Here is a 17,998-nt window from a genome sequence, read left to right on the forward strand (position 1 = left end):
GGCGCGCGCTGACCGACTCTCCCGCTTGACCCTCCCGAGGGGATGTTTCACGTGAAACCGATCGACCCGCGCCTGCTGCGCTACGCCCGTTCCACCCGCCTCTTCCTGGCTGCGGTGGTGGCCCTCGGGCTTGCCGGGGCGGGGCTGGTCGTCGGACAGGCGATGCTCATCGCCGAGATCGTGGTCGGCGCCTTCGAGAAGGGGCTGAACGCGGAGACGCTCCGGACGCCACTGCTGCTGCTCGCGGCGGTGGCTCTGGGGCGAGCCCTGATCGCCTGGCTCACGGAACGCGCCGCGCACCGGGCCGGCGCGGCGGTCAAGTCGGAGCTACGAGGGCGGCTGCTGGACCGGGCCGCGGAGCTCGGACCGGGCTGGCTGAGCGGTCAGCGCACCGGCTCGCTGGTGGCGCTCGCCACCCGCGGTGTGGACGCGCTGGACGACTACTTCTCGCGCTACCTGCCCCAGCTGGGGCTCGCGGTGGTCGTGCCCGTGGCGGTGCTCGCCCGCATCGTCACTGAGGACTGGGTCTCGGCGGCCATCATCGTGGTCACGCTGCCGCTGATTCCGCTGTTCATGGTCCTGATCGGCATGGCGACACAGTCCCGGATGGACCGCCAGTGGCGGCTGCTGTCCCGGCTGTCCGGGCATTTCCTGGACGTGGTGGCCGGGCTCCCGACGCTCAAGGTCTTCGGTCGGGCCAAGGCCCAGGCCGAATCGATCCGAAAGATCACCGACGATTACCGCCAGGCCACGATGCGGACGCTGCGCATCGCGTTCCTGTCCTCGTTCGCCCTGGAGTTGCTGGCAACGCTGTCGGTGGCGCTGGTGGCGGTGACCATCGGCATGCGGCTCGTCCACGGTGACCTGGACCTGTACACCGGGCTCGTCATCCTGATCCTGGCCCCCGAGGCCTACCTGCCACTGCGCCAGGTGGGGGCCCAGTACCACGCGGCCGCGGAGGGCCTGTCCGCCGCGGAGGAGATCTTCGACGTCCTGGAAACGCCGGTGACCGCTTCGGGCGGGACCGGCCGGGTGCCGGCCGGAGGCCTGCGGATCGAGCTCGACGCGGTGGCGGTCCGATACCCCGGACGGGGTGAGGATTCCCCGGGCCCCGTCTCGCTGGCCGTCGAACCGGGAGAATGCGTCGCCCTCACCGGACCGAGCGGGGCCGGGAAGTCCACCCTGCTCCACGTCCTGATGGGCTTCGTCCAGCCCACCTCGGGCAGGGTGCGGATCGGCGGCACGGACCTGCCTGCACTGGCGCTGGAACAGTGGCGGGAGCGGATCGCCTGGGTGCCGCAGCGGCCGCACCTGTTCGCGGGGACGATCGCCGAGAACGTACGGCTGGCCCGGCCCGCCGCTTCGGACGAGGCGGTGTCCGAGGCGCTGCGCGACGCCGGGGCATGGGAGTTCGTGGCCGAGCTTCCCGGGGGCCTGGACACACCGCTGGGTGAGGGCGGGACCGGGCTCTCGGCCGGCCAGCGCCAGCGGCTGGCGCTGGCGCGGGCGTTCCTGGCGGACCGGCCGGTACTGCTGCTGGACGAGCCGACCGCAGCGCTGGACGGGGAGACCGAAGCGGCCGTCGTCGACGCGGTCCGGCGTCTCGCGGTGGGCCGGACCGTACTGCTGGTCGTGCACCGGCCGGCCCTGCTCGCGGTCGCGGACCGGGTGGTCGAGCTTGCGGCGGCCGGACCGGGGGCGGGGGCCGTCGGTGCTCCGGCCCCGGGTTCCGCCGAATCGACCGGGCGGGCGGCCGTGCGCTCCGCGGGCGAACCGGCGGGCCCCGGCGAATGGATCCTCGGCAAGGCGCCCGAACGGTCCGGGAAGGGGCTCGGGCGGAGTACGAGTGGCGTGCATCCGCTGACCCGGGTCAGGGCGGTGGCCAAGGCCTGGCAGGGGCGGTTCCGTCTCGGCCTGCTGCTCGGGGCGTTGGCGGTCGGGTGCAGCGTCGGGCTGATGGCCGTGTCCGGATGGCTGATCTCCCGGGCCTCCGAACAGCCGCCCGTGCTCTATCTGATGGTGGCCGTCACCGCCACCCGTACCTTCGGCATCGGACGGGCCGTCTTCCGCTACGCCGAGCGGCTCGTCTCGCATGACGCGGTGCTGCGGATGCTGGCCGACCTGCGGGTTTCCGTATACCGCCGACTGGAGCGGATCGCCCCCGCCGGACTGCGCGAGCAGCGGCGAGGAGATCTCCTGTCACGGCTGGTGGCCGACGCCGACACCCTTCAGGACTACTGGCTGCGCTGGCTCCTGCCGGTCGGTACCGCCGTGCTCGTCGGTTTCGGTTCGGTCGCCTTCACCGCCTGGCTGCTGCCCGAGGCGGGGGCCGCGCTCGCCGTCGGACTGCTCGCGGCTGGAGTGGGAGTGCCGCTGGTGAGCGGGGCGGTGGCCCGCCGCGCGGAGCGCCGGCTCGCTCCGGCCCGGGGTGAACTCGCCACCCGGGTGGCCGATCTGCTCACCGGCACTGCCGAGCTGACCGTGGCCGGCGCGCTGGAAGGGCGCAAGGACGCCGCTGAGCAGAGCGACCGGAGCCTGACCGCGATCGCCTCGCGGGGAGCCGCCGCGACCGGACTGGGCAGTGGCCTGTCCGCCCTGGTCTGCGGGCTGACCGTGGTGTGCGCTGCCGCACTCGGTGCGAACGCGGTGGCCGACGGCCGGCTGGCGGGAGTGGCGATGGCCGTGGTCGTGCTGACCCCGCTCGCCGCCTTCGAGGCCGTCACCGGCTTGCCGCAGGCCGTCCAGTACCGGCAGCGGGTCCGCCGCAGCGCCGAGCGGATCTACGAGGTCATCGACGCGCCCGTGCCGGTCATCGAGCCGGATCAGGCCGCCGGGCGCCCCGCCTCGCCGTTCCCGCTGCGGCTCACGGGCATCGCGGCCCGGCACGCCGGGCAGGAGACGGACGCCTTGCACGGGCTGGACCTGACCCTGGAAGCGGGCCGCCGCATCGCCGTTGTGGGCCCGTCCGGCTCGGGCAAGACGACGCTGGCGCAGGTTCTGCTGCGGTTCCTGGACCCGCGGGAAGGCGCGTACACCCTCGGCGGTACCGAAGCGCGCACCCTGGACAGCGACGACGTACGGAGCCTCGTCGGTCTGTGTGCCCAGGACGCACACCTCTTCGACAGCTCGGTGCGGGAGAACCTGCGACTGGCCCGGACCGATGCCAGTGAGGCCCGGCTGCGGGACGCGCTCGCATCGGCCAGGCTGCTGGAATGGGTCGACAGCCTCCCGGAGGGGCTGGACACCCTGGTGGGTGAGCACGGGGAGCGGATGTCCGGTGGTCAGCGCCAACGGCTGGCACTGGCCCGGGCGCTGCTCGCGGACTTCCCCGTACTCGTTCTGGACGAGCCGGCCGAGCACCTGGACCTGCCCACCGCGGACGCGCTGACGGCGGACCTGCTGGCCGCCACCGAAGGGCGCACCACCGTTTTGATCACGCACCGGCTGGCGGGCCTGGAGGCGGTGGACGAGGTGCTCGTGCTGGACCGGGGGCGCGTCGTGCAGCGCGGTGCGTACGAGGAACTGGCCACGATCGAGGGGCCGCTGCGACGGCTTCTGGAGCGCGAACGCGAGACCGATGGTACGTTCGCCGACTTTCACAGCTAATTGGGACTAACTAGGCTCAAGGGCATGTCAGCGGAGCAGTCTCAGGAATCGTCGCAACCATCACGGGCAGCACCGGACCCGCTGGAGGCGGCCGCTTGCACCACTCGCGGTCTGCAGGGGCTGTCCACCGAACTCACCGCCCGAGTGCCGCAACTGCTGGAGGCGATGCGCTCGGTCGGTACCGGCCTGGAACTTCACTCCACGCTCGACCGCATCTGTGAGACGGCCGCTGAGCTCGCCAACGCCCGCTACGCGGCGATCGGAGTCGTCGACACCGACCGTCGCGGTCTGTCCGATTTCGTCACCTTCGGCTTGAGCGATGAGTTGGCCCGGAAGATCGGGCACCGCCCGGACGGTAAGCGGGGCCTGCTCGGGGCGCTCATCTCACACGCCGACACGGTGCGGCTCCGGGACCTGACGAAGGATCCGCGTGCGGCGGGCTTTCCGGCTCACCACCCACCGATGAAGAGCTTCCTCGGCGTTCCCATCCGGGTGCAGGGAGAGATCTTCGGCAACTTGTACCTGGCCGAAAAGGACGGTGGCGTCGAGTTCAACGACTACGACGTCCATATGGTCCGCGTCCTGGCCACGGAAGCGGGCATCGCCATCGGCAATGCCCGGCTGTACGAGGCCGCCACCCAGCGCGAGCGCTGGATCGACGGTTCGGTGGCCGTCACCACGGCCCTGCTCTCCGGAGGGGATGCGGACGACGCGCTCGCCGTCGTGGCCGAGCAGGCTCGCAGGCTGGCCGACTCCGCCGCCGGGATCGTGATGCTGCCCGCCGAGGACGGCGGAATGGAGATCGTCGCCGTCTCCTCCGACAACCCGGCCACCTCGCTCGGCGTGGTGATCCCTCCCGAAAGCCCCGTCGTCAACGAGCTGCTGCGGGGCGAACCGGTCTTCGTCGAGGACGCCGCCGCGGACTCCCGCATGATCAGCCGGCTCACCAGCCAGTACGGGCCCTGCATGCTGGTGCCCCTGCAGAGCGGCGGCCGGGTGCTGGGTGCGTTGGTCACCCCCAGAGCGCGCGGCGGTCGGCCCTTCAGCGAGGCCGAACGTACCCTGGCCACGCAGTTCGCCTCGCAGGCGGCACTCGCGCTGATGATGGCGGAGGCCCAGCGCGACCGGGAACGGCTCGCGGTCTTCGAGGACCGCGACCGGATCGCCCGTGACCTGCACGACCTCGTGATCCAACGGCTGTTCGCGACCGGAATGATGCTGGAGGGGGCTCAGCGCCGGTCCATTGTCCCCGAGGTCCGTGACGGCGTCGGCAAGGCGGTGGACGAGCTGGACGTGACGATCCAGGAGATCCGCACAGCGATCTTCGCGCTCCAGCAGGGACCGGCCGAGGCCCCGTCGGGCCTGCGTACCCGGGTGCTGCGCGAGATCAACATGGCCGCCGTACCGCTGGGATTCAAACCCGCGCACCGGTTCATCGGGCCGATCGACGCGGCCGTCGGCGAAACGGTGGGCAAGAACCTGATCGCGGCCCTGCGCGAGGCCCTGTCGAATGCGTTCCGCCACGCGGAGGCATCCCGGATCGAAGTCCTGGTGGATTCCACGGTTCACCTGGCCGATGGCCGGCCGGGTGTGCGGCTCGAGGTCGCCGACGACGGCGTGGGCATCGCCGAGGGCGGTCGGCGCAGTGGTCTGCGGAACCTTCACCGACGGGCCGAGTCGCTGGGCGGCGCGAGCTGGCACGGCCCGGGCATCGCCGAGAACGGAGGCGGGACCACCGTCGTGTGGGAGGTCCCGCTCTAGGACTTCGTCGACTTCGTCGTGCTGGTCACAGCCCCGGCCCGCGGGCGGCGCCTTCGGCCAGGATGCGTTCGATCACGAGGGCGACCCCGTCCTCGTTGTTGGCGACCGTATGGTCCGAGGCGCTCGCGAGTACGTCCGGGTGGGCATTGCCCATCGCGTACGAGGTGCCCGCCCAGGTCAACATCTCCAGGTCGTTCGGCATGTCCCCGAAGGCGACGACCTCCGCGGGGGAAATGCCGCGCTCGGCACAGCACAGCGCCAGCGTGCTCGCCTTGGACACGCCGAGCCCGCTGATCTCCAAGAGGGACGTCGGGCTGGAGCGCGTGATGGAGGCGTACGCGCCCGCGGCGGAACGAGCCAGAGCGAGGAAATCGTCCGGCGCCAGGTCGGAGTGGTGGGCGAGCAGCTTGAGCACCGGGGGCGCGCTGTCGTCGAGCTCCTCGCTCAGCAGCTTCTCCGCGATGGCGACCGCGGCACCGGGGTCCTGGAAGAACGGCGGATACGTCGGCTCGTAATTGATACCGGTGGTCAGTTCGACGGCGAACGACGTACCGGGAGCGGCCGCCCGTAGCGTGTCCACGACCGTCAGTGCGGTGGCCCTGGGCAGGGGCCGCACCTGGACGAACTCGCCGTCGGCGTGGAGGTCGACCACGGCGGCGCCGTTGGCGCAGATCGCCAGGCCGTGTCCGTGGACATGATCGCTGACCACGCCCATCCAGCGCGCCGGGCGGCCGGTGACGAAGAAGACCTCGATACCGGCCTGCTCGGCGGCGGCGAGCGCGGCGACCGTGCGGGAGGACACGGTCTTGTCGTCGCGCAGCAGGGTGCCGTCGAGGTCGGTGGCGATGAGCCGGGGAGCGGAGATTGGCCCGTCCGGGCGCTGGGGAGCCGAGGTCACCGCTCCATCTTCGCCCATGGTGCCCGGCGGCCGGACCAAGATCAGCCACGCTGCGTCGCCGGTGGTGTTTCACGTGAAACACCACCGCGCCCGATGTTTCACGTGAAACACCTGCGGGGCTGGTGGGTGTCGGGATGCGCGGTTGTCGCGTGGGGCGCCGTACGCTCGAACGCATGAGTCTGCGTCTGAGCACTGTGATCCTTCCGGTACGTCCTTGGCACGAGGGAGGCCGTGACCAGTGGGTACGGGCCGAGCGGCTCGGGTTCCACACCGCCTACACCTACGACCACCTGTCCTGGCGGACCTTCCGTGACGGCCCGTGGTTCGGCGCGGTCCCCACTTTGACCGCGGCCGCCGCCGTCACCGACCGGCTGCGCCTCGGCACGCTCGTCACCTCGCCGAATTTCCGGCACCCCGTGACTCTCGCCAAGGACCTCATGTCGCTGGACGACATCTCCGGCGGCCGGATCACCCTCGGTATCGGAGCCGGCGGAAACGGCTTCGACGCGACCGCGCTGGGCCAGGAACCCTGGACACCGCGGGAGCGCGCCGACCGGCTGGCCGAGTTCGTGCCGCTCCTCGACCGGCTGCTCACCGAGGGCGCCGTCACCCACCACGGCGCGTTCTACTCCGCCGAGGAAGCTCGCAACGTTCCGGGCTGCGTGCAGCGGCCGCGCCTGCCCTTCGCGGTCGCTGCGACCGGTCCGCGGGGCATGAAGCTCGCCGCCCGGCACGGCCAGGCCTGGGTCACGACCGGTGACCCGAAACTGGAGAAGAACGGTACGCCGGAGCAGTCGCGTGAGGCTATGCGAGAGCAGTTGGAGAAGCTGGACAAGGAGTTCGCCGACGTCGGCCGGGACCCCGTGTCGATGGAGAAGATCCTGCTCACCGGTTTCACCCCGGAAGGCAGCGCCGTACTGGAATCCGTCGACGCGTTCGTGGACTTCGCGGGCCGCCACCAGGAGCTCGGCTTCACCGAACTGGTCATCCACGCGCCGATCCCGCACTCCGACTTCGCCGCCGACGAGGCCGTCTTCGAACGGATCGCCACCGAGGCGCCGGCCCAGCTGAACGGCTGAGCGAGGGAGCCGCGCCCGGCCGTCCACCGCCCTCTCGGCCCCCGCCACCGTTGTGAGTGGCGGGGGCCGACGGATGGGGCCACAGGTCAGGACAGCAGGCCGGCCACGATCCGTTCAGCCTGCGGCAGCACCCACTCCGGTACGGCCCCCTCGGGTAGGGCCCGCACCTCCTCGATCAGGGCCGAGATCCGAGCGGCGCCCGCGTGGGCGCGGTCCAGCTCGTGCTCGGTCCAGGCGGCGTTGTTCAGGCACTGGAGGCGGTCCTGGATGTGCGCGGGGCCGAGCTCGGCGTAGAGACCGGCCGCCCGTTCCCACAGCAGGATCTCCTCCCCCCGCAATGCCTCGGCCGCGTCCGCTCCCAGCTCGCCGGGCCCCGGGGCTACCCCGGGGCCGGCCGCTTCTCTGGCCGCCTCCTCCCGCGAGGTCACCCACCGGTCCAGCACCTGCGCCAGCTGGTGCCAGGTCTGGGCGAGCTCGGACCGCAGCTCCCGGGACTGGGGATCGTGGGCGAGCGCGGAGGCCAGCACGTCGGCGGCCTCGTCCATCCGGGTCCGCGCCAGCGTCACGGCTTCCTCGGTCACGCCGGGACGCAGCCCGAGCCAGGCCAGTGAGCGCAGGATGCGCACCTCGGCGACCGGTGCGCGGCCGGCCCGCCGGTGCAGCAGCAGGGCCCGCTCGTAGGCGGCGACCGCTTCGGGCACCATGTCCGCGTTGGAGAGCTGGTCGGCCGCCGCCTGGGCGAGGTTCGCCTGCGGGAGCGGGTCCTCCCAGTCCTTGGTGATCTCTGCCGCCTGCAAGTACTGCTCCGCCGAGGCGCGCCACTCCCGCAGCTCGCGCAGGAGATCACCCAGGAACTCGTGGGCGGCGACGGCCTGTCCCTCGCCGTGCTCCAGCAGCTCCGGCAGCGCCGACTGCAGTACCTCGGCCGCCTCGGCAGTGCGGCCGGTGCGGGCGTAGGCGCGGGAGAGCAGCAGCCGGGCCTGGGCACCGCCGTCGGCGCTCAGACCCGCCTGGTCGAACCAGTGGGCCGCCGTGAGCGCGAGGTCGGCGGCCTCCTGCGCCGGGTCGTGTTCTACGCCTTGCGCGGCGTCTTGCGGTGCCTCCGCGCGGCGCAGCAGGATGTCGGCGAGCGTGAGCCGTACGACGCCCTGGGTCTCCGCGTCGGTCACCTCCGCGGCGTGCTCCTGTGCGGAACGCGCCGCCTCCTCGGCTTCCTCGGGCCGGCCGAGTGACGACAGCACACCGGCCCGCAGGACCAGCGGATCCACGGCGATCCACGGACGGCCCGCAGCTGTCCCCCGCGTCGCTGCGGAGGCCAGCAGGGGCAGGGCACGTTCCGGGTCGCCCTGCGACAGAGCGATCCGGCCCAGTACCTCCTCCGCCTCCGCCACCACGTCGGGGACCGTCTGCGCGTAGGCGGCGACGAAGGCCGTCAGCTCTGCCGACAGCTCACCGTGCCCGTGGTCCTCCCCGGATGCGTGCCGGTGCCCGGAGCCCCGGCCGGGCTCCTCGACCGAGCGCAGGTAGAAGTCCAGGCGGATCGATGCCAGCTCCGCGAGCGCGATCCGGCGGGTACGCACGGGGTCCGCCGGGTCGAGTGCTTCGGCGGCCCGAAGAGCCGCGCCCAGCAGCCCGCGGACCTCCGCGGGCTCGGCCTCCGACTGCGCGGCCACCGTCGCCAGCCGCAGCTGCGCGAGCGCGGCCCGCTCCGCCTGCCCAAGGGCCCGGTACGTGTCCCGGACGGCCGTCAGCAGCTGCGGCGCGTCGTCGGCTCCGCCGCGCGCGGCCGTGAGCGCCCGGTGGTCGGCGACGTCGGCCGAAACCAGCGGGTCCACTTCGTCCGCCGGGTGCGCGTCCACCCGTACCGCCAGCTCGGCCCAGAGCGCGTCGCCGGCCGGGTGCCCCCGGTCGCGCGCCGCCCGGGCCCGGCAGACGAGCTCGGTGAGGTCACCCCGCAGGGCCCCGGCCGACGCGGCGACGGGTGCGGGGTGGGTAGCGGCCGTGGACGGCAGAGGAGTGCTGCGCACGCCCAGCGGAACCGCCCCGGCCAGTGGCTCCTGCCCGATCCGGGCGAGGAACCGGTCGGAGATCCGGGTCGTGCCGTTGCGTGAATCGAAGCGCCGGGCGCTGTCGAGCGAGCCGGTGAGGAGCACCTCGTACAGTTCGGAGACGCTGTGCAGTACGCCGTTGTAGGGGACGGCCGGGCTGTCACCGTGGCCCAGTTCCGCAAGCCGTCGCAGCAGGACGAGGACACCGCCGTGGAAGACCAGCTGGTCGCGGTCGTTGGCGAGCGGGCTCATGTGGGGGGCGTGTTCGGCGAGGATCTCCAGGCCCCGCGACTCGTTGCCGGTCAATGCGCAGAACTCGATGTGCTTGCCGATCGAGGGCAGCAGGCTCTCGTTGCCCCGGACCAGGCGGTAGCCGCGCAAGTGGTTGGAGCGGGCCTCATCCAACCGGCCGAGGCGCAGCAGCGGCAGCAGGGAGGCGGCCAGGACCCGGTGGGGCTCCTCGGCGCAGACGCGCTGCCCCTCCAGCACGGGCTTCCAGACGTCCAGGGCTTGGGCGTCGTCACCGCGCAGCGCCGCGTACTGCCCCTGGCTGTTGTCCTCGCAGGCGTGGCAGTCGCTCATCCGGTCGCGTTCGGCGCCGCGCCAGGCCCGGAAGGCGCGCTCGGCCCGCTCGTCGTCACCGGTCACATCGGCGAGCCACATCTCGGCCTCGCGTACCGGCCGCTCGCTGTAGCCCGCGATCCGGTAGCGGCGCTCCATGTCGTCCAGCCAGCCGGCCGCGGACTCCAAGGGAATGTCGGGAGAGTTGCCGATGGCCGTGGCCACCCACTTGAACTGCCAGAAGAGCGAGTGGGTGGCGCTCTCCGAGAACGAACCGGGGTCCTTGTCGTACTCCTGGAGCAGCCGGGCGAAGGGGATCAGCAGCTTGGGGGACTCGGCGCTGTACAGGTAGGCGTTGATGAGGTTGTCCAGCGCCTCCCGGAACAGGTCCGTGTCCCCGCTCACCTCGGCCGCTGCGGCCAGTGCCTCGGCGTGTGCGTTGCGGGCGGCGCCACCGGGTGAGCGGCGGTTCTCCGCCAGGCCGTGCGCGATTTCCTCGCGGGTCAGCGTCGTCACTTCTGGCCCTCCTGGGCGTCGTGGGAGTGGGTGGCCCATTCCAGGAGGCCAAGGAACGCCCGGTTGAGCAGGGCCGAGTCGGCGGGGCGCAGCGGCCGCTGGGACATCAGGAGCGCCTGCCCGTACAGGGACTCGACGGCGGTGCCGGTGAGCGTCTCGTCGGGAAGGCCGGCGATCCGACGGATCAGTGGATTGTTGTGGTTCAGGACCAGGCGGGCACGTGGCGCGGAGCCGCGCAGGGCGCCGAGGATCCCGGTCCACAGGGAATCGGCGCTGTCCAGGGCCGCGCTGCGGTCGCGCTCCTGGCGGGCCTGGCGGTCGTCCAGATAGAGCGCCGGGACGGCGACGGGCTGGAAGGCACGCAGCACCACGTCGCAGCCCTGCGGTTCGAGCCGGGTGCGCGCGGTGGAGAGGAAGGTGGCGAGGGCGAGTTCGACAGCAGTCGGAACGGGGTCGAGGCGCTCGGTGACGGCTCCGGCGTCCAGCTCGGTCACCTTGAGCTCGGGCCGTACGGCGGGCAGCAGTGCCAGCAGGTCGGCGTCGTACGTGTAGCCGGCGTTGATGACGCCGAGACCGTGGGCCGCCGCGATCGGGGCGATCTGGCGGAACTCCTCGACCGTGCGCGTGAAGTGGATGTCGCGGTGCGCAGCCGCGAACTCCTCCAGGCTCATCGAGCCGTCGCTGGTCTCGAACGGCAGCCACGGCAGCATCAGGCCGAGCAGTTCGGCGTCGTGCCGGGCCAGGGACTTCACCCCGAGGTGGTGGACGCTCAGGAACGCGGCCAGCCGCTCGGGTTCGCCGGCGGCCAGCTCGGCGAGCCAGGCCCGGATGCGGGAGCCCAGCGCTTCCCGGACGGCGGCCAGGGTCTCGTCGTCGTACAGGTTCTCGCGTGAGGCGGTGGGACGCAGTGTGTCGGTGTCCAGGACGACGCGGACGAAGAACGCCCAGTCGGGGAGCAGGTTGCTCGCCTGGTCGGTGAGCAGCATGCCCTTGAGGTGGACGCGGTGGCCGGACCGGTGCGCGGGGCTGGTCGGTTCGGGCAGGACGTACGCGACGCCGCGCACCCCGGCGACGGGCAGGTCGAGGTCGATGCTGTCGAGCGGGGTGAATCCGAAGACCTGTGCGCAGTGGGCCGCCAGCGCGACGCGGCGGGCCGCGGGGGTGGGATGGGGACGGTCCCACACGGCCGGCCGGTCGGTGACGGACCGTGGCTCGTCGTCGGGCGCCGCCTGGAAGGTGATGTCGTAGGGCAGCAGGGAGCCGTAGTCACGGGCGAGCTGTTCGACCTTGGCCGGGACCACCCATTCCTCGGCGCCGTGCCGGGCCCGCAGCACGACGGTGGTACCGGGCTCGGGCATGGCTTCGTGGTCCAGCTCGCGGACGGTGTACGAGCCGTCGTCCGTGGCGAGCCACTCGACGGGGCGTGCGGTGAGGTCGCGGGCGGACCGGGTGATGACGCGGATCTCGGTGGCCACCACGAAGCAGGCGAGCAGGCCGATGCCGAACTGCCCGAGGAACTCTTTGCGCGCCGTCTCCAGGCCGTGTTCGCCGCCGCGCTTGGAGCTCCTGCCGATCGTGGCGAGCAGGGAGTGGGCCTCGGCGGCGGTCAGCCCGATGCCGTTGTCCGAGATGCCCACCGCCGCGTCCGACGCCCACAGCCGGATGCGCGCCTCCGCGGCCGGTTCGATGGCGTGGCGTGCGGTGATGGCGTCCACGGCGTTCTGCATGAGCTCGCGCACGTAGACGCGCGGGCTGGAGTAGAGGTGGTGGGAGAGGAGGTCCACCAGCCCGCGCAGGTCGACCTGGAAGCTGTTGGTGGCCGGCCCGGGCGGCGGGGCCGTCGATTCCTGTGGGGTTGCGGACGTCATGCGGCGTCACCTCGTGGGGTCGCGTGGGTGGTTCGGCGATCGCGAGGTGCCCCCCTCACCGATCCCGGAATTGAGGAACAGGGTAGGGGGATGATCTGACAATCTCCGCGTGAATTCCGCGGCTGTAGGCAGTCGGCTGCCGCGGACAGCTACTGGCTACCGGCTACTGGAAGCGCAGGAACCGTGGGGGCACCGCGTCGACCAGCCAGACCCCGTTGGCGCTGATCCGGAAGACGTGCCCGGCCGCGCGCATCGCGGCGGCGTCCACGGCGAGCACGACCGGTCGTCCGCGCCGGGCGCCCACCCGGGTCGCGGTCTCCCGGTCCGCGGAGAGGTGTACGTGGTGGCGGGCCATCGGCCGCAGGCCCTCGGAGCGGATCGCGTCCAGGGCGGTGGCCACGGTGCCGTGGTAGAGGTATGCGGGCGGTTCGGCCTCCGGAAGTCCGAGGTCCACGGCGATGGTGTGGCCCTGATTGGCCCTGATCCTGGTCCCCTCGACGGCGAAGCGCTGTTTGTCGTTCGCGGCGACGACGTGGTCGAGCTCGGCCCGGCTGACCGGGAATCCGTGGGCCGCCGCGGCGCGGAGCAGATCGTCGATCTCCACCCAGCCCTGCGGATCGAGCGCCAGTCCGATCCGTTCCGGCTGATGCCGCAGGTGTTTCGAGACGTATTTGGACACCTTCACGGTGCGTCTGTCGTCCATCGTCCCAGGGTGCCGCCTGCCGGCCGGTAGGAGCAGCGCTTTTCCGCCGGTCCGTTGAGCGCCGCCACCCCTATCGTGTTTCCAAGATACGGAATACATTTTCCGATTGACTGCTTCCCAAGGGGAGGAACCATGACAATCGATGCTTCACTGCCGCGCCGTGCCGCCGCCGAACTCATCGGCACCGCCGCGCTGCTCGTGGTGGTGATCGGCTCCGGGATTCAGGCCACGGCGCTCAGCCGTGACACCGGTGTCGCACTCATCGCCAACTCGCTCGCCTCCGCCATCGGCCTCGGCCTGATCATCACCCTGTTCGGCCCGCTGTCCGGCGCCCACCTCAATCCGGTGGTCACCCTGACCTCCTGGTGGGCACGGCGGTCCGGTGGCGACGGGGTGGGCGGCCGGGACGTCTTCGTCTACGCCGTGGCACAGACGGCCGGTGCCATCGGCGGCGCCGTCCTCGCCGAGGTCATGTTCGGTCGTGTTCCGGGTACCTTCGCCACCCAGGTGCGGGGCGGCAGCCACCTCCTGATCGGTGAGATCGTCGCCACCGCCGGACTGGTCCTGGTCATCCAAGGTCTCGGCCGCATCGGTCGCCCGCGGCTGATACCGGCGGCGGTGGCCGCCTACATCGCCGCAGCGATCTGGTTCACCTCTTCTGGATCTTTCGCCAACCCGGCCGGCACCGTCGGGCGCGCCTTCAGCGACTCGTTCACCGGGATCGCGCCGCAGTCGCTGCCCGGGTTCGTCGGAGCCCAGCTGCTCGGAGGGGCGCTCGGACTCGCGCTCGCCGGACTGCTCTACGGCGCCGAGCGCGGAACCCGGCGCACAGGTGCCAAAGCGGCGCTCCCGGAAGCCGTCCCCCACCTCCCGCCAGCGGGCGGCCCACTCCTTCCCCATGCCGCCCCGCACCTCCCAGCAGCCGGCCCCGATCCGTCGCGTACCGCCGAACCGGCCACGCTGATGGCCGATATCCCCCGCCCGAACGCCCCGGAATCGTTCGCGATGTGAGACTCCGGCCCTGTTGCCCACAGGGAAGGCCGGGTTGTCCACAACCGGTTCGGCAGGTTTTGGCGCCAAGAGCGTGATTCGCCCTGTGGACTACTGGTCGAGCACTACCGGCCGCTGCCCCGGCTGGCCAGCTCGTTCATCGTGCGAGCCTGGAGCTCCCGCTCCGTGGCGGCCCGGACGAACTCCGCCACGTGTTCGGGACCCACCAGCTCCTGCACCGCCCGCACCGTTTCGGCCGGCAGCGGCACCGCCGAGGGTCCCGATGCCTGGGCTGTTCCCGCGGCGCCCAGGTGCCGCTGCAGGTGCCGGGTCGCGAACAGCCGCATCGCGCGCGCGAGCTCGGCGTCCACCGTCTGCTGCGCCAGCGGTCGCAGCCTGCGCACCATCGTCGCCGCCTCGGCGGCGTCCGCGTCCGTGGGCGGGACGGGCCCCAGGTAGCGGGCGAAAACGTGCTCGGTGGTGAACTCCAGGAACCGTGAGGCGATGTGCTCCACCTGACCGCGCAGCTCCCGCAAGTGCCCGGTGATCGCCGGCAGCGGCACTCCGGCCGCGTACAGCTCGGCGGCCACCGCCAGCTCCTGCGGGGAAGGGACGAGGAACTCGTCGGGCCGCCCCGGGATCCGCTCCAGCACCCCCAGCTCGCACGCTTCCCCCACCGCGTCGTCGTCGGGCCTACCCCCGAACCGCTCGTTGAGCTCGGCCCGGCTGATCCGCGCCGCCTCCTCGTCGGTCCACGGCCCGTGCACCTCGGCGACCAGACCCAGTACGCCGCCCAGTCCGCGCCCCGCGTCCCAAGCCTCCAGCAACTCCTTGATGGAGGCCAGGGTGTAGCCGCGGTCCAGCAGATCCGCGATCTGACGCAGCCGCGCCAGATGGGTCTCCCGGTAGACGTTGGACCGGCCGCGCCGCTCCGGCTTCGGCAGCAGTCCGCGGTCCTGGTAGGCGCGGATCGTGCGCACCGTCGCCCCGCTGTGGTGCGCCAGATCCTCGATCCGGTACTCGGCCAGCGCCTGATCGGACAATCCCGGCTCCCTACGACATGGCGGCTCGGCCGGCCGCGCCCGTAGCGGCCCGCGCGGCAGGTGAAGCCGCCAGGTGCTCGACCGCCGTGCGCGGCGAGCCCTCCTGCGAGGGATGGTACGACCGCCGCAGGTAGCCGGGTATGGCCGTGCCGGGCCGACTCCGGCCACGGGGGCCGGTCCGGCTCACAGCCTGGGCTCCAGCTTCGCGATCCGCCGCAGGGTGCGCGGCGCGAAGCGGGACATCCACAGCGCGCCCTTGGACTCCGGGGTCACCGGTACCACGGCCTGGTTCTTGACCACGGCGAGCAGGATGGCCTCGGCGACCTTCTCCGGCGGGAAGTTGCGCAGTCCGTACAGCCGGGACGAACGCTGCTGGCGGCGCTTCTCCTCGGCCGCGTCCACTCCGGCGAACCGCGAGGTGGCGGTGATGTTGGTGTTGACGATGCCCGGACAGATCGCCGAGACACCGATCGACTTCGACGCCAGCTCGGCGCGCAGGCACTCGCTCAGCATCAGCACCGCCGCCTTCGAAGTGCTGTAGGCGGGCAGGGTCTTGGACGGCAGGTAGGCGGCGGCGGAGGCGGTGTTGACGATGTGACCGCCCTGGCCCCGGTCGGCCATCTGCTTCCCGAAGATCCGGCAGCCGTGGATGACGCCCCACAGGTTGACGTCGAGGACCTTCTTCCAGTCCTCCGAGGTCGTTTCGAGGAAGGGGCCCGAGAGCCCGATCCCGGCGTTGTTGACCAGGACGTCCACGACTCCGTACTCGGCGGCGGCCTTCTCCGCGAACTTCTCCATCGCCTGCTCGTCGCTGACGTCGACGCACTCGCCCCAGGCCTGTGGAGCGCCGACCAGGCGGGCCATCTCGGCGGTGCGCACCGCCCCCTCGCCGTCCCGGTCCACGCACACCACCCGCGCCCCGGCCTCGGCGAACGCGAAGGCGGTGGCCCGACCGATACCGCTGGCAGCGCCGGTGACCAGCACCAACTGGCCGCCGAACCGGTCGGCGTACTTCCCCGGGGCCTTCCGCTCCGGTGCTCGCGTCGCGGGCTCCTCCGTCGCGTCGACGAATTCGCCGATCCAGGCGGCCACCTGGTCCGGCCGGGTCTGGGGCACCCAGTGCCTCGCGGGCAGCGACCGGCGTACGAGATCCGGAGCCCACAGTTCCAGCTCGTCATAGAGCCGTTCGGAGAGGAACGCGTCCCCGGTCGGGACGATCAGCTGGACCGGTACGTGCGCGTACGCGTCGGCGCGCGGGCGGCGCAGACGCGGCCGTACGTTGTCGCGGTAGAGCCAGGCCCCGTGTGCCGCGTCCGAGGGCAGTGAGGCGGTCGGGTAGTCGCCGGCCGGGACCTCCTCGGCGCGCTGCAACATTCCGGGCCACCGCTTGCCGAGGGGCCCGCGCCAGGCGAGCTCCGGCAGTGCCGGAGTGAGCAGCATGTACACGTACCAGGACTTGCGGCCCTGGTTGAGCAGTTGGGCGGCCCGGCGCGGGGTGGGACGCGCCATCCGCTTCTTGATCCAATGCCCGAAGTGGTCGAGGGACGGCCCCGACATGGAGGTGAAGGAGGCGATCCGGCCCTCCGTACGGGCGACCGTCGCGAACTCCCAGCCCTGGACCGAGCCCCAGTCGTGCCCCACCAGGTGTACCGGCCGGTCCGGACTGACCGCGTCCGCCACAGCCAGGAAGTCGTCCGTCAGCTTCTCCAGGGTGAAGCCGCCGCGCAGCGGAACCGGAGCCGACGAGTGCCCGTGGCCCCGTACGTCGTACAGGACCACGTGGAAGCGGGTGGCCAGCCGTTCGGCGACCTGCGACCAGACCTCCTTGCTGTCCGGATAGCCGTGCACGAGGACCACGGTCGGCCGGTCCGTCTCGCCGAGTTCCACGACGCACAGGTCGATGCCGCCGGTGCGCACCCGCCGCTCGCGCGCGCCCGCCGAATCCGCTCCGCCCATACCGATCATGCCGCTTTCTCCTCTGCCCAGCGCCGCACGTGCGGCAGATCGTCGTCCAGCCAGAAGGCGCTCTCCTCGGGGTCCCGGGAGTCGGTGACGACCAGGATCTCCTCGAATTTGGCGCCGGTGCCCCGGAAGCCCAGATGCGGCTCCACCGCCCACAGCCCGGGCTGCGGTGGGTGGTCGGAGAAGTGGTACGGGCTCCACAGCGGCGACCAGCCCTCGCGGTGTCCGTGCAGGGCGTCGCTCGCCAGGCCCTTGAGCGACTGGGTGCCGAACCCGAAGGCGGTGGGCGACCAGCGCCGCTCCTTGACCCGGCCCACCTTGTGCGCGATCACGCCGAAGGGATAGGCGCGGTGCCGGTTGGCGTACCCCTGGCGGGTCATGAGCCGTTCCACGTTCTCGTAGATCTCGCGCAGCGGGCGGCGCTCGCGCACCTGCTCCAGGATCAGCTCGCGGTGCGGCCGGAGATCGGACATCAGCCGGTCCTGGACGGGGTTGAGCCCGAGGCTGCCCGAGTAGCCGATGTCGGCCGCGTATCCCTCGTAGACCGGGGCCATGTCGAGGATGAACGGCATCCCCGGCTCCAGCTTCCGGTTCGTCGGGAAGAACTGGAGGGGGATCTTGAAGTTGACGAAGGCGGTGCGGTCCCCGAACCAGGCGAACGGCAGGTGGAACCAGTCCCGCACCCCGCGCTCGCGCAGCCAGTCGCGCTGCATGCGCGCCGCCTCGCGCTCGGTCACCCCGGCGCGCAGCTGCGCCGCCACCGCCTCGGCGCACTCGTAGGCGAGGCGCTGCACCTCCCGGAACCCGCGCAGTTCGGCGGAGCGCCCGGTGAGCGACGAGGGTGCGGCGAGCGTGGTGCCCTGCCTCGTGCGTTGCGTGGTGTCCCCAGTCATGCCAGCCGTCCGTCCGTATAGCCGTACGCGCCCGTAACCTGACACTGATGAATGTGACAATGACCGGCGG

General features: G+C 71.9%; 11 protein-coding genes. 4 read left to right on the plus strand and 7 right to left on the minus strand.

All coding sequences use genetic code 11. The features are described 5' to 3' along the window. The first annotated feature begins 51 nt into the window (after positions 1-51). Both cydD and ACZ4M3_RS10490 read left to right on the plus strand, forming a co-directional pair. Positions 52-3,606: a thiol reductant ABC exporter subunit CydD gene (gene cydD / locus ACZ4M3_RS10485; RefSeq protein ID WP_467731187.1), complete on the plus strand. Its 3,555-nt coding sequence runs from the start codon at positions 52-54 to the stop codon at positions 3,604-3,606. A 24-nt stretch (positions 3,607-3,630) separates the two neighbouring features. Continuing rightward, the gene (locus tag ACZ4M3_RS10490) at positions 3,631-5,367 is read left to right on the plus strand and encodes a GAF domain-containing sensor histidine kinase (protein WP_467731188.1); all 1,737 of its coding nucleotides are present in this window, start codon (positions 3,631-3,633) and stop codon (positions 5,365-5,367) included. A gap of 25 nt (positions 5,368-5,392) precedes the next feature. Here the strand turns inward: ACZ4M3_RS10490 and ACZ4M3_RS10495 are convergent, their stop codons facing one another. Then, the gene (locus ACZ4M3_RS10495; RefSeq protein WP_467731189.1) at positions 5,393-6,283 is read right to left on the minus strand and encodes a Cof-type HAD-IIB family hydrolase; all 891 of its coding nucleotides are present in this window, start codon (positions 6,281-6,283) and stop codon (positions 5,393-5,395) included. A 155-nt stretch (positions 6,284-6,438) separates the two neighbouring features. Here ACZ4M3_RS10495 and ACZ4M3_RS10500 point away from each other — a divergent pair, with 155 nt between their 5' ends. Further along, positions 6,439-7,344: an LLM class flavin-dependent oxidoreductase gene (locus ACZ4M3_RS10500; protein WP_467731190.1), complete on the plus strand. Its 906-nt coding sequence runs from the start codon at positions 6,439-6,441 to the stop codon at positions 7,342-7,344. 86 nt (positions 7,345-7,430) lie between these two features. Here the strand turns inward: ACZ4M3_RS10500 and ACZ4M3_RS10505 are convergent, their stop codons facing one another. The 3 genes from ACZ4M3_RS10505 to ACZ4M3_RS10515 form a co-directional block, all read right to left on the minus strand. Then, on the minus strand, positions 7,431-10,469 hold the full coding sequence (locus tag ACZ4M3_RS10505) for a tetratricopeptide repeat protein (RefSeq protein ID WP_467731191.1): 3,039 nt from the start codon (positions 10,467-10,469) through the stop codon (positions 7,431-7,433). Then, positions 10,466-12,337, minus strand: a complete 1,872-nt coding sequence (locus ACZ4M3_RS10510) for an HSP90 family protein (protein WP_467731192.1) — start codon at positions 12,335-12,337, stop codon at positions 10,466-10,468. The genes ACZ4M3_RS10505 and ACZ4M3_RS10510 overlap by 4 nt, the downstream gene beginning before the upstream one ends. A gap of 163 nt (positions 12,338-12,500) precedes the next feature. Continuing rightward, a complete protein-coding gene (locus ACZ4M3_RS10515; protein ID WP_467731193.1) occupies positions 12,501-13,040 on the minus strand; it encodes an RNA 2'-phosphotransferase in 540 nt (179 codons plus the stop codon). Between the two features lie 132 nt (positions 13,041-13,172). On the opposite strand from ACZ4M3_RS10515, the gene ACZ4M3_RS10520 reads away from it, so the two are divergent. Then, the gene (locus ACZ4M3_RS10520) at positions 13,173-14,051 is read left to right on the plus strand and encodes an aquaporin (RefSeq protein ID WP_467731194.1); all 879 of its coding nucleotides are present in this window, start codon (positions 13,173-13,175) and stop codon (positions 14,049-14,051) included. Positions 14,052-14,155: 104 nt separating this feature from the next. On the opposite strand, the gene ACZ4M3_RS10525 is transcribed toward ACZ4M3_RS10520, so the two are convergent. From ACZ4M3_RS10525 to ACZ4M3_RS10535, 3 genes are all read right to left on the minus strand, one after another. Then, entirely contained in the window at positions 14,156-15,073 is a 918-nt protein-coding gene (locus tag ACZ4M3_RS10525; RefSeq protein ID WP_467731195.1) for a MerR family transcriptional regulator, read from the minus strand. A 183-nt stretch (positions 15,074-15,256) separates the two neighbouring features. Further along, the gene (locus ACZ4M3_RS10530; RefSeq protein WP_467731196.1) at positions 15,257-17,038 is read right to left on the minus strand and encodes an SDR family oxidoreductase; all 1,782 of its coding nucleotides are present in this window, start codon (positions 17,036-17,038) and stop codon (positions 15,257-15,259) included. Beyond that, the gene (locus tag ACZ4M3_RS10535) at positions 17,035-17,928 is read right to left on the minus strand and encodes a M24 family metallopeptidase (RefSeq protein ID WP_467731197.1); all 894 of its coding nucleotides are present in this window, start codon (positions 17,926-17,928) and stop codon (positions 17,035-17,037) included. Before ACZ4M3_RS10535 ends, ACZ4M3_RS10530 begins: the two co-directional genes overlap by 4 nt. Positions 17,929-17,998: the final 70 nt, after the last annotated feature.

It is taken from the genome of Streptomyces sp. NPDC026522 (genome assembly GCF_055567555.1).

Coding starts and splice junctions, on each gene's coding strand:
- ACZ4M3_RS10535 (WP_467731197.1), bottom strand. CDS start 17,928: ATGACTGGGGACACCACGCAACGCACGAGGCAGGGCACCACGCTCGCC.
- ACZ4M3_RS10510 (WP_467731192.1), bottom strand. CDS start 12,337: ATGACGTCCGCAACCCCACAGGAATCGACGGCCCCGCCGCCCGGGCCG.
- ACZ4M3_RS10500 (WP_467731190.1), top strand. CDS start 6,439: ATGAGTCTGCGTCTGAGCACTGTGATCCTTCCGGTACGTCCTTGGCAC.
- ACZ4M3_RS10495 (WP_467731189.1), bottom strand. CDS start 6,283: ATGGGCGAAGATGGAGCGGTGACCTCGGCTCCCCAGCGCCCGGACGGG.
- ACZ4M3_RS10530 (WP_467731196.1), bottom strand. CDS start 17,038: ATGATCGGTATGGGCGGAGCGGATTCGGCGGGCGCGCGCGAGCGGCGG.
- ACZ4M3_RS10490 (WP_467731188.1), top strand. CDS start 3,631: ATGTCAGCGGAGCAGTCTCAGGAATCGTCGCAACCATCACGGGCAGCA.
- ACZ4M3_RS10515 (WP_467731193.1), bottom strand. CDS start 13,040: ATGGACGACAGACGCACCGTGAAGGTGTCCAAATACGTCTCGAAACAC.
- ACZ4M3_RS10520 (WP_467731194.1), top strand. CDS start 13,173: ATGACAATCGATGCTTCACTGCCGCGCCGTGCCGCCGCCGAACTCATC.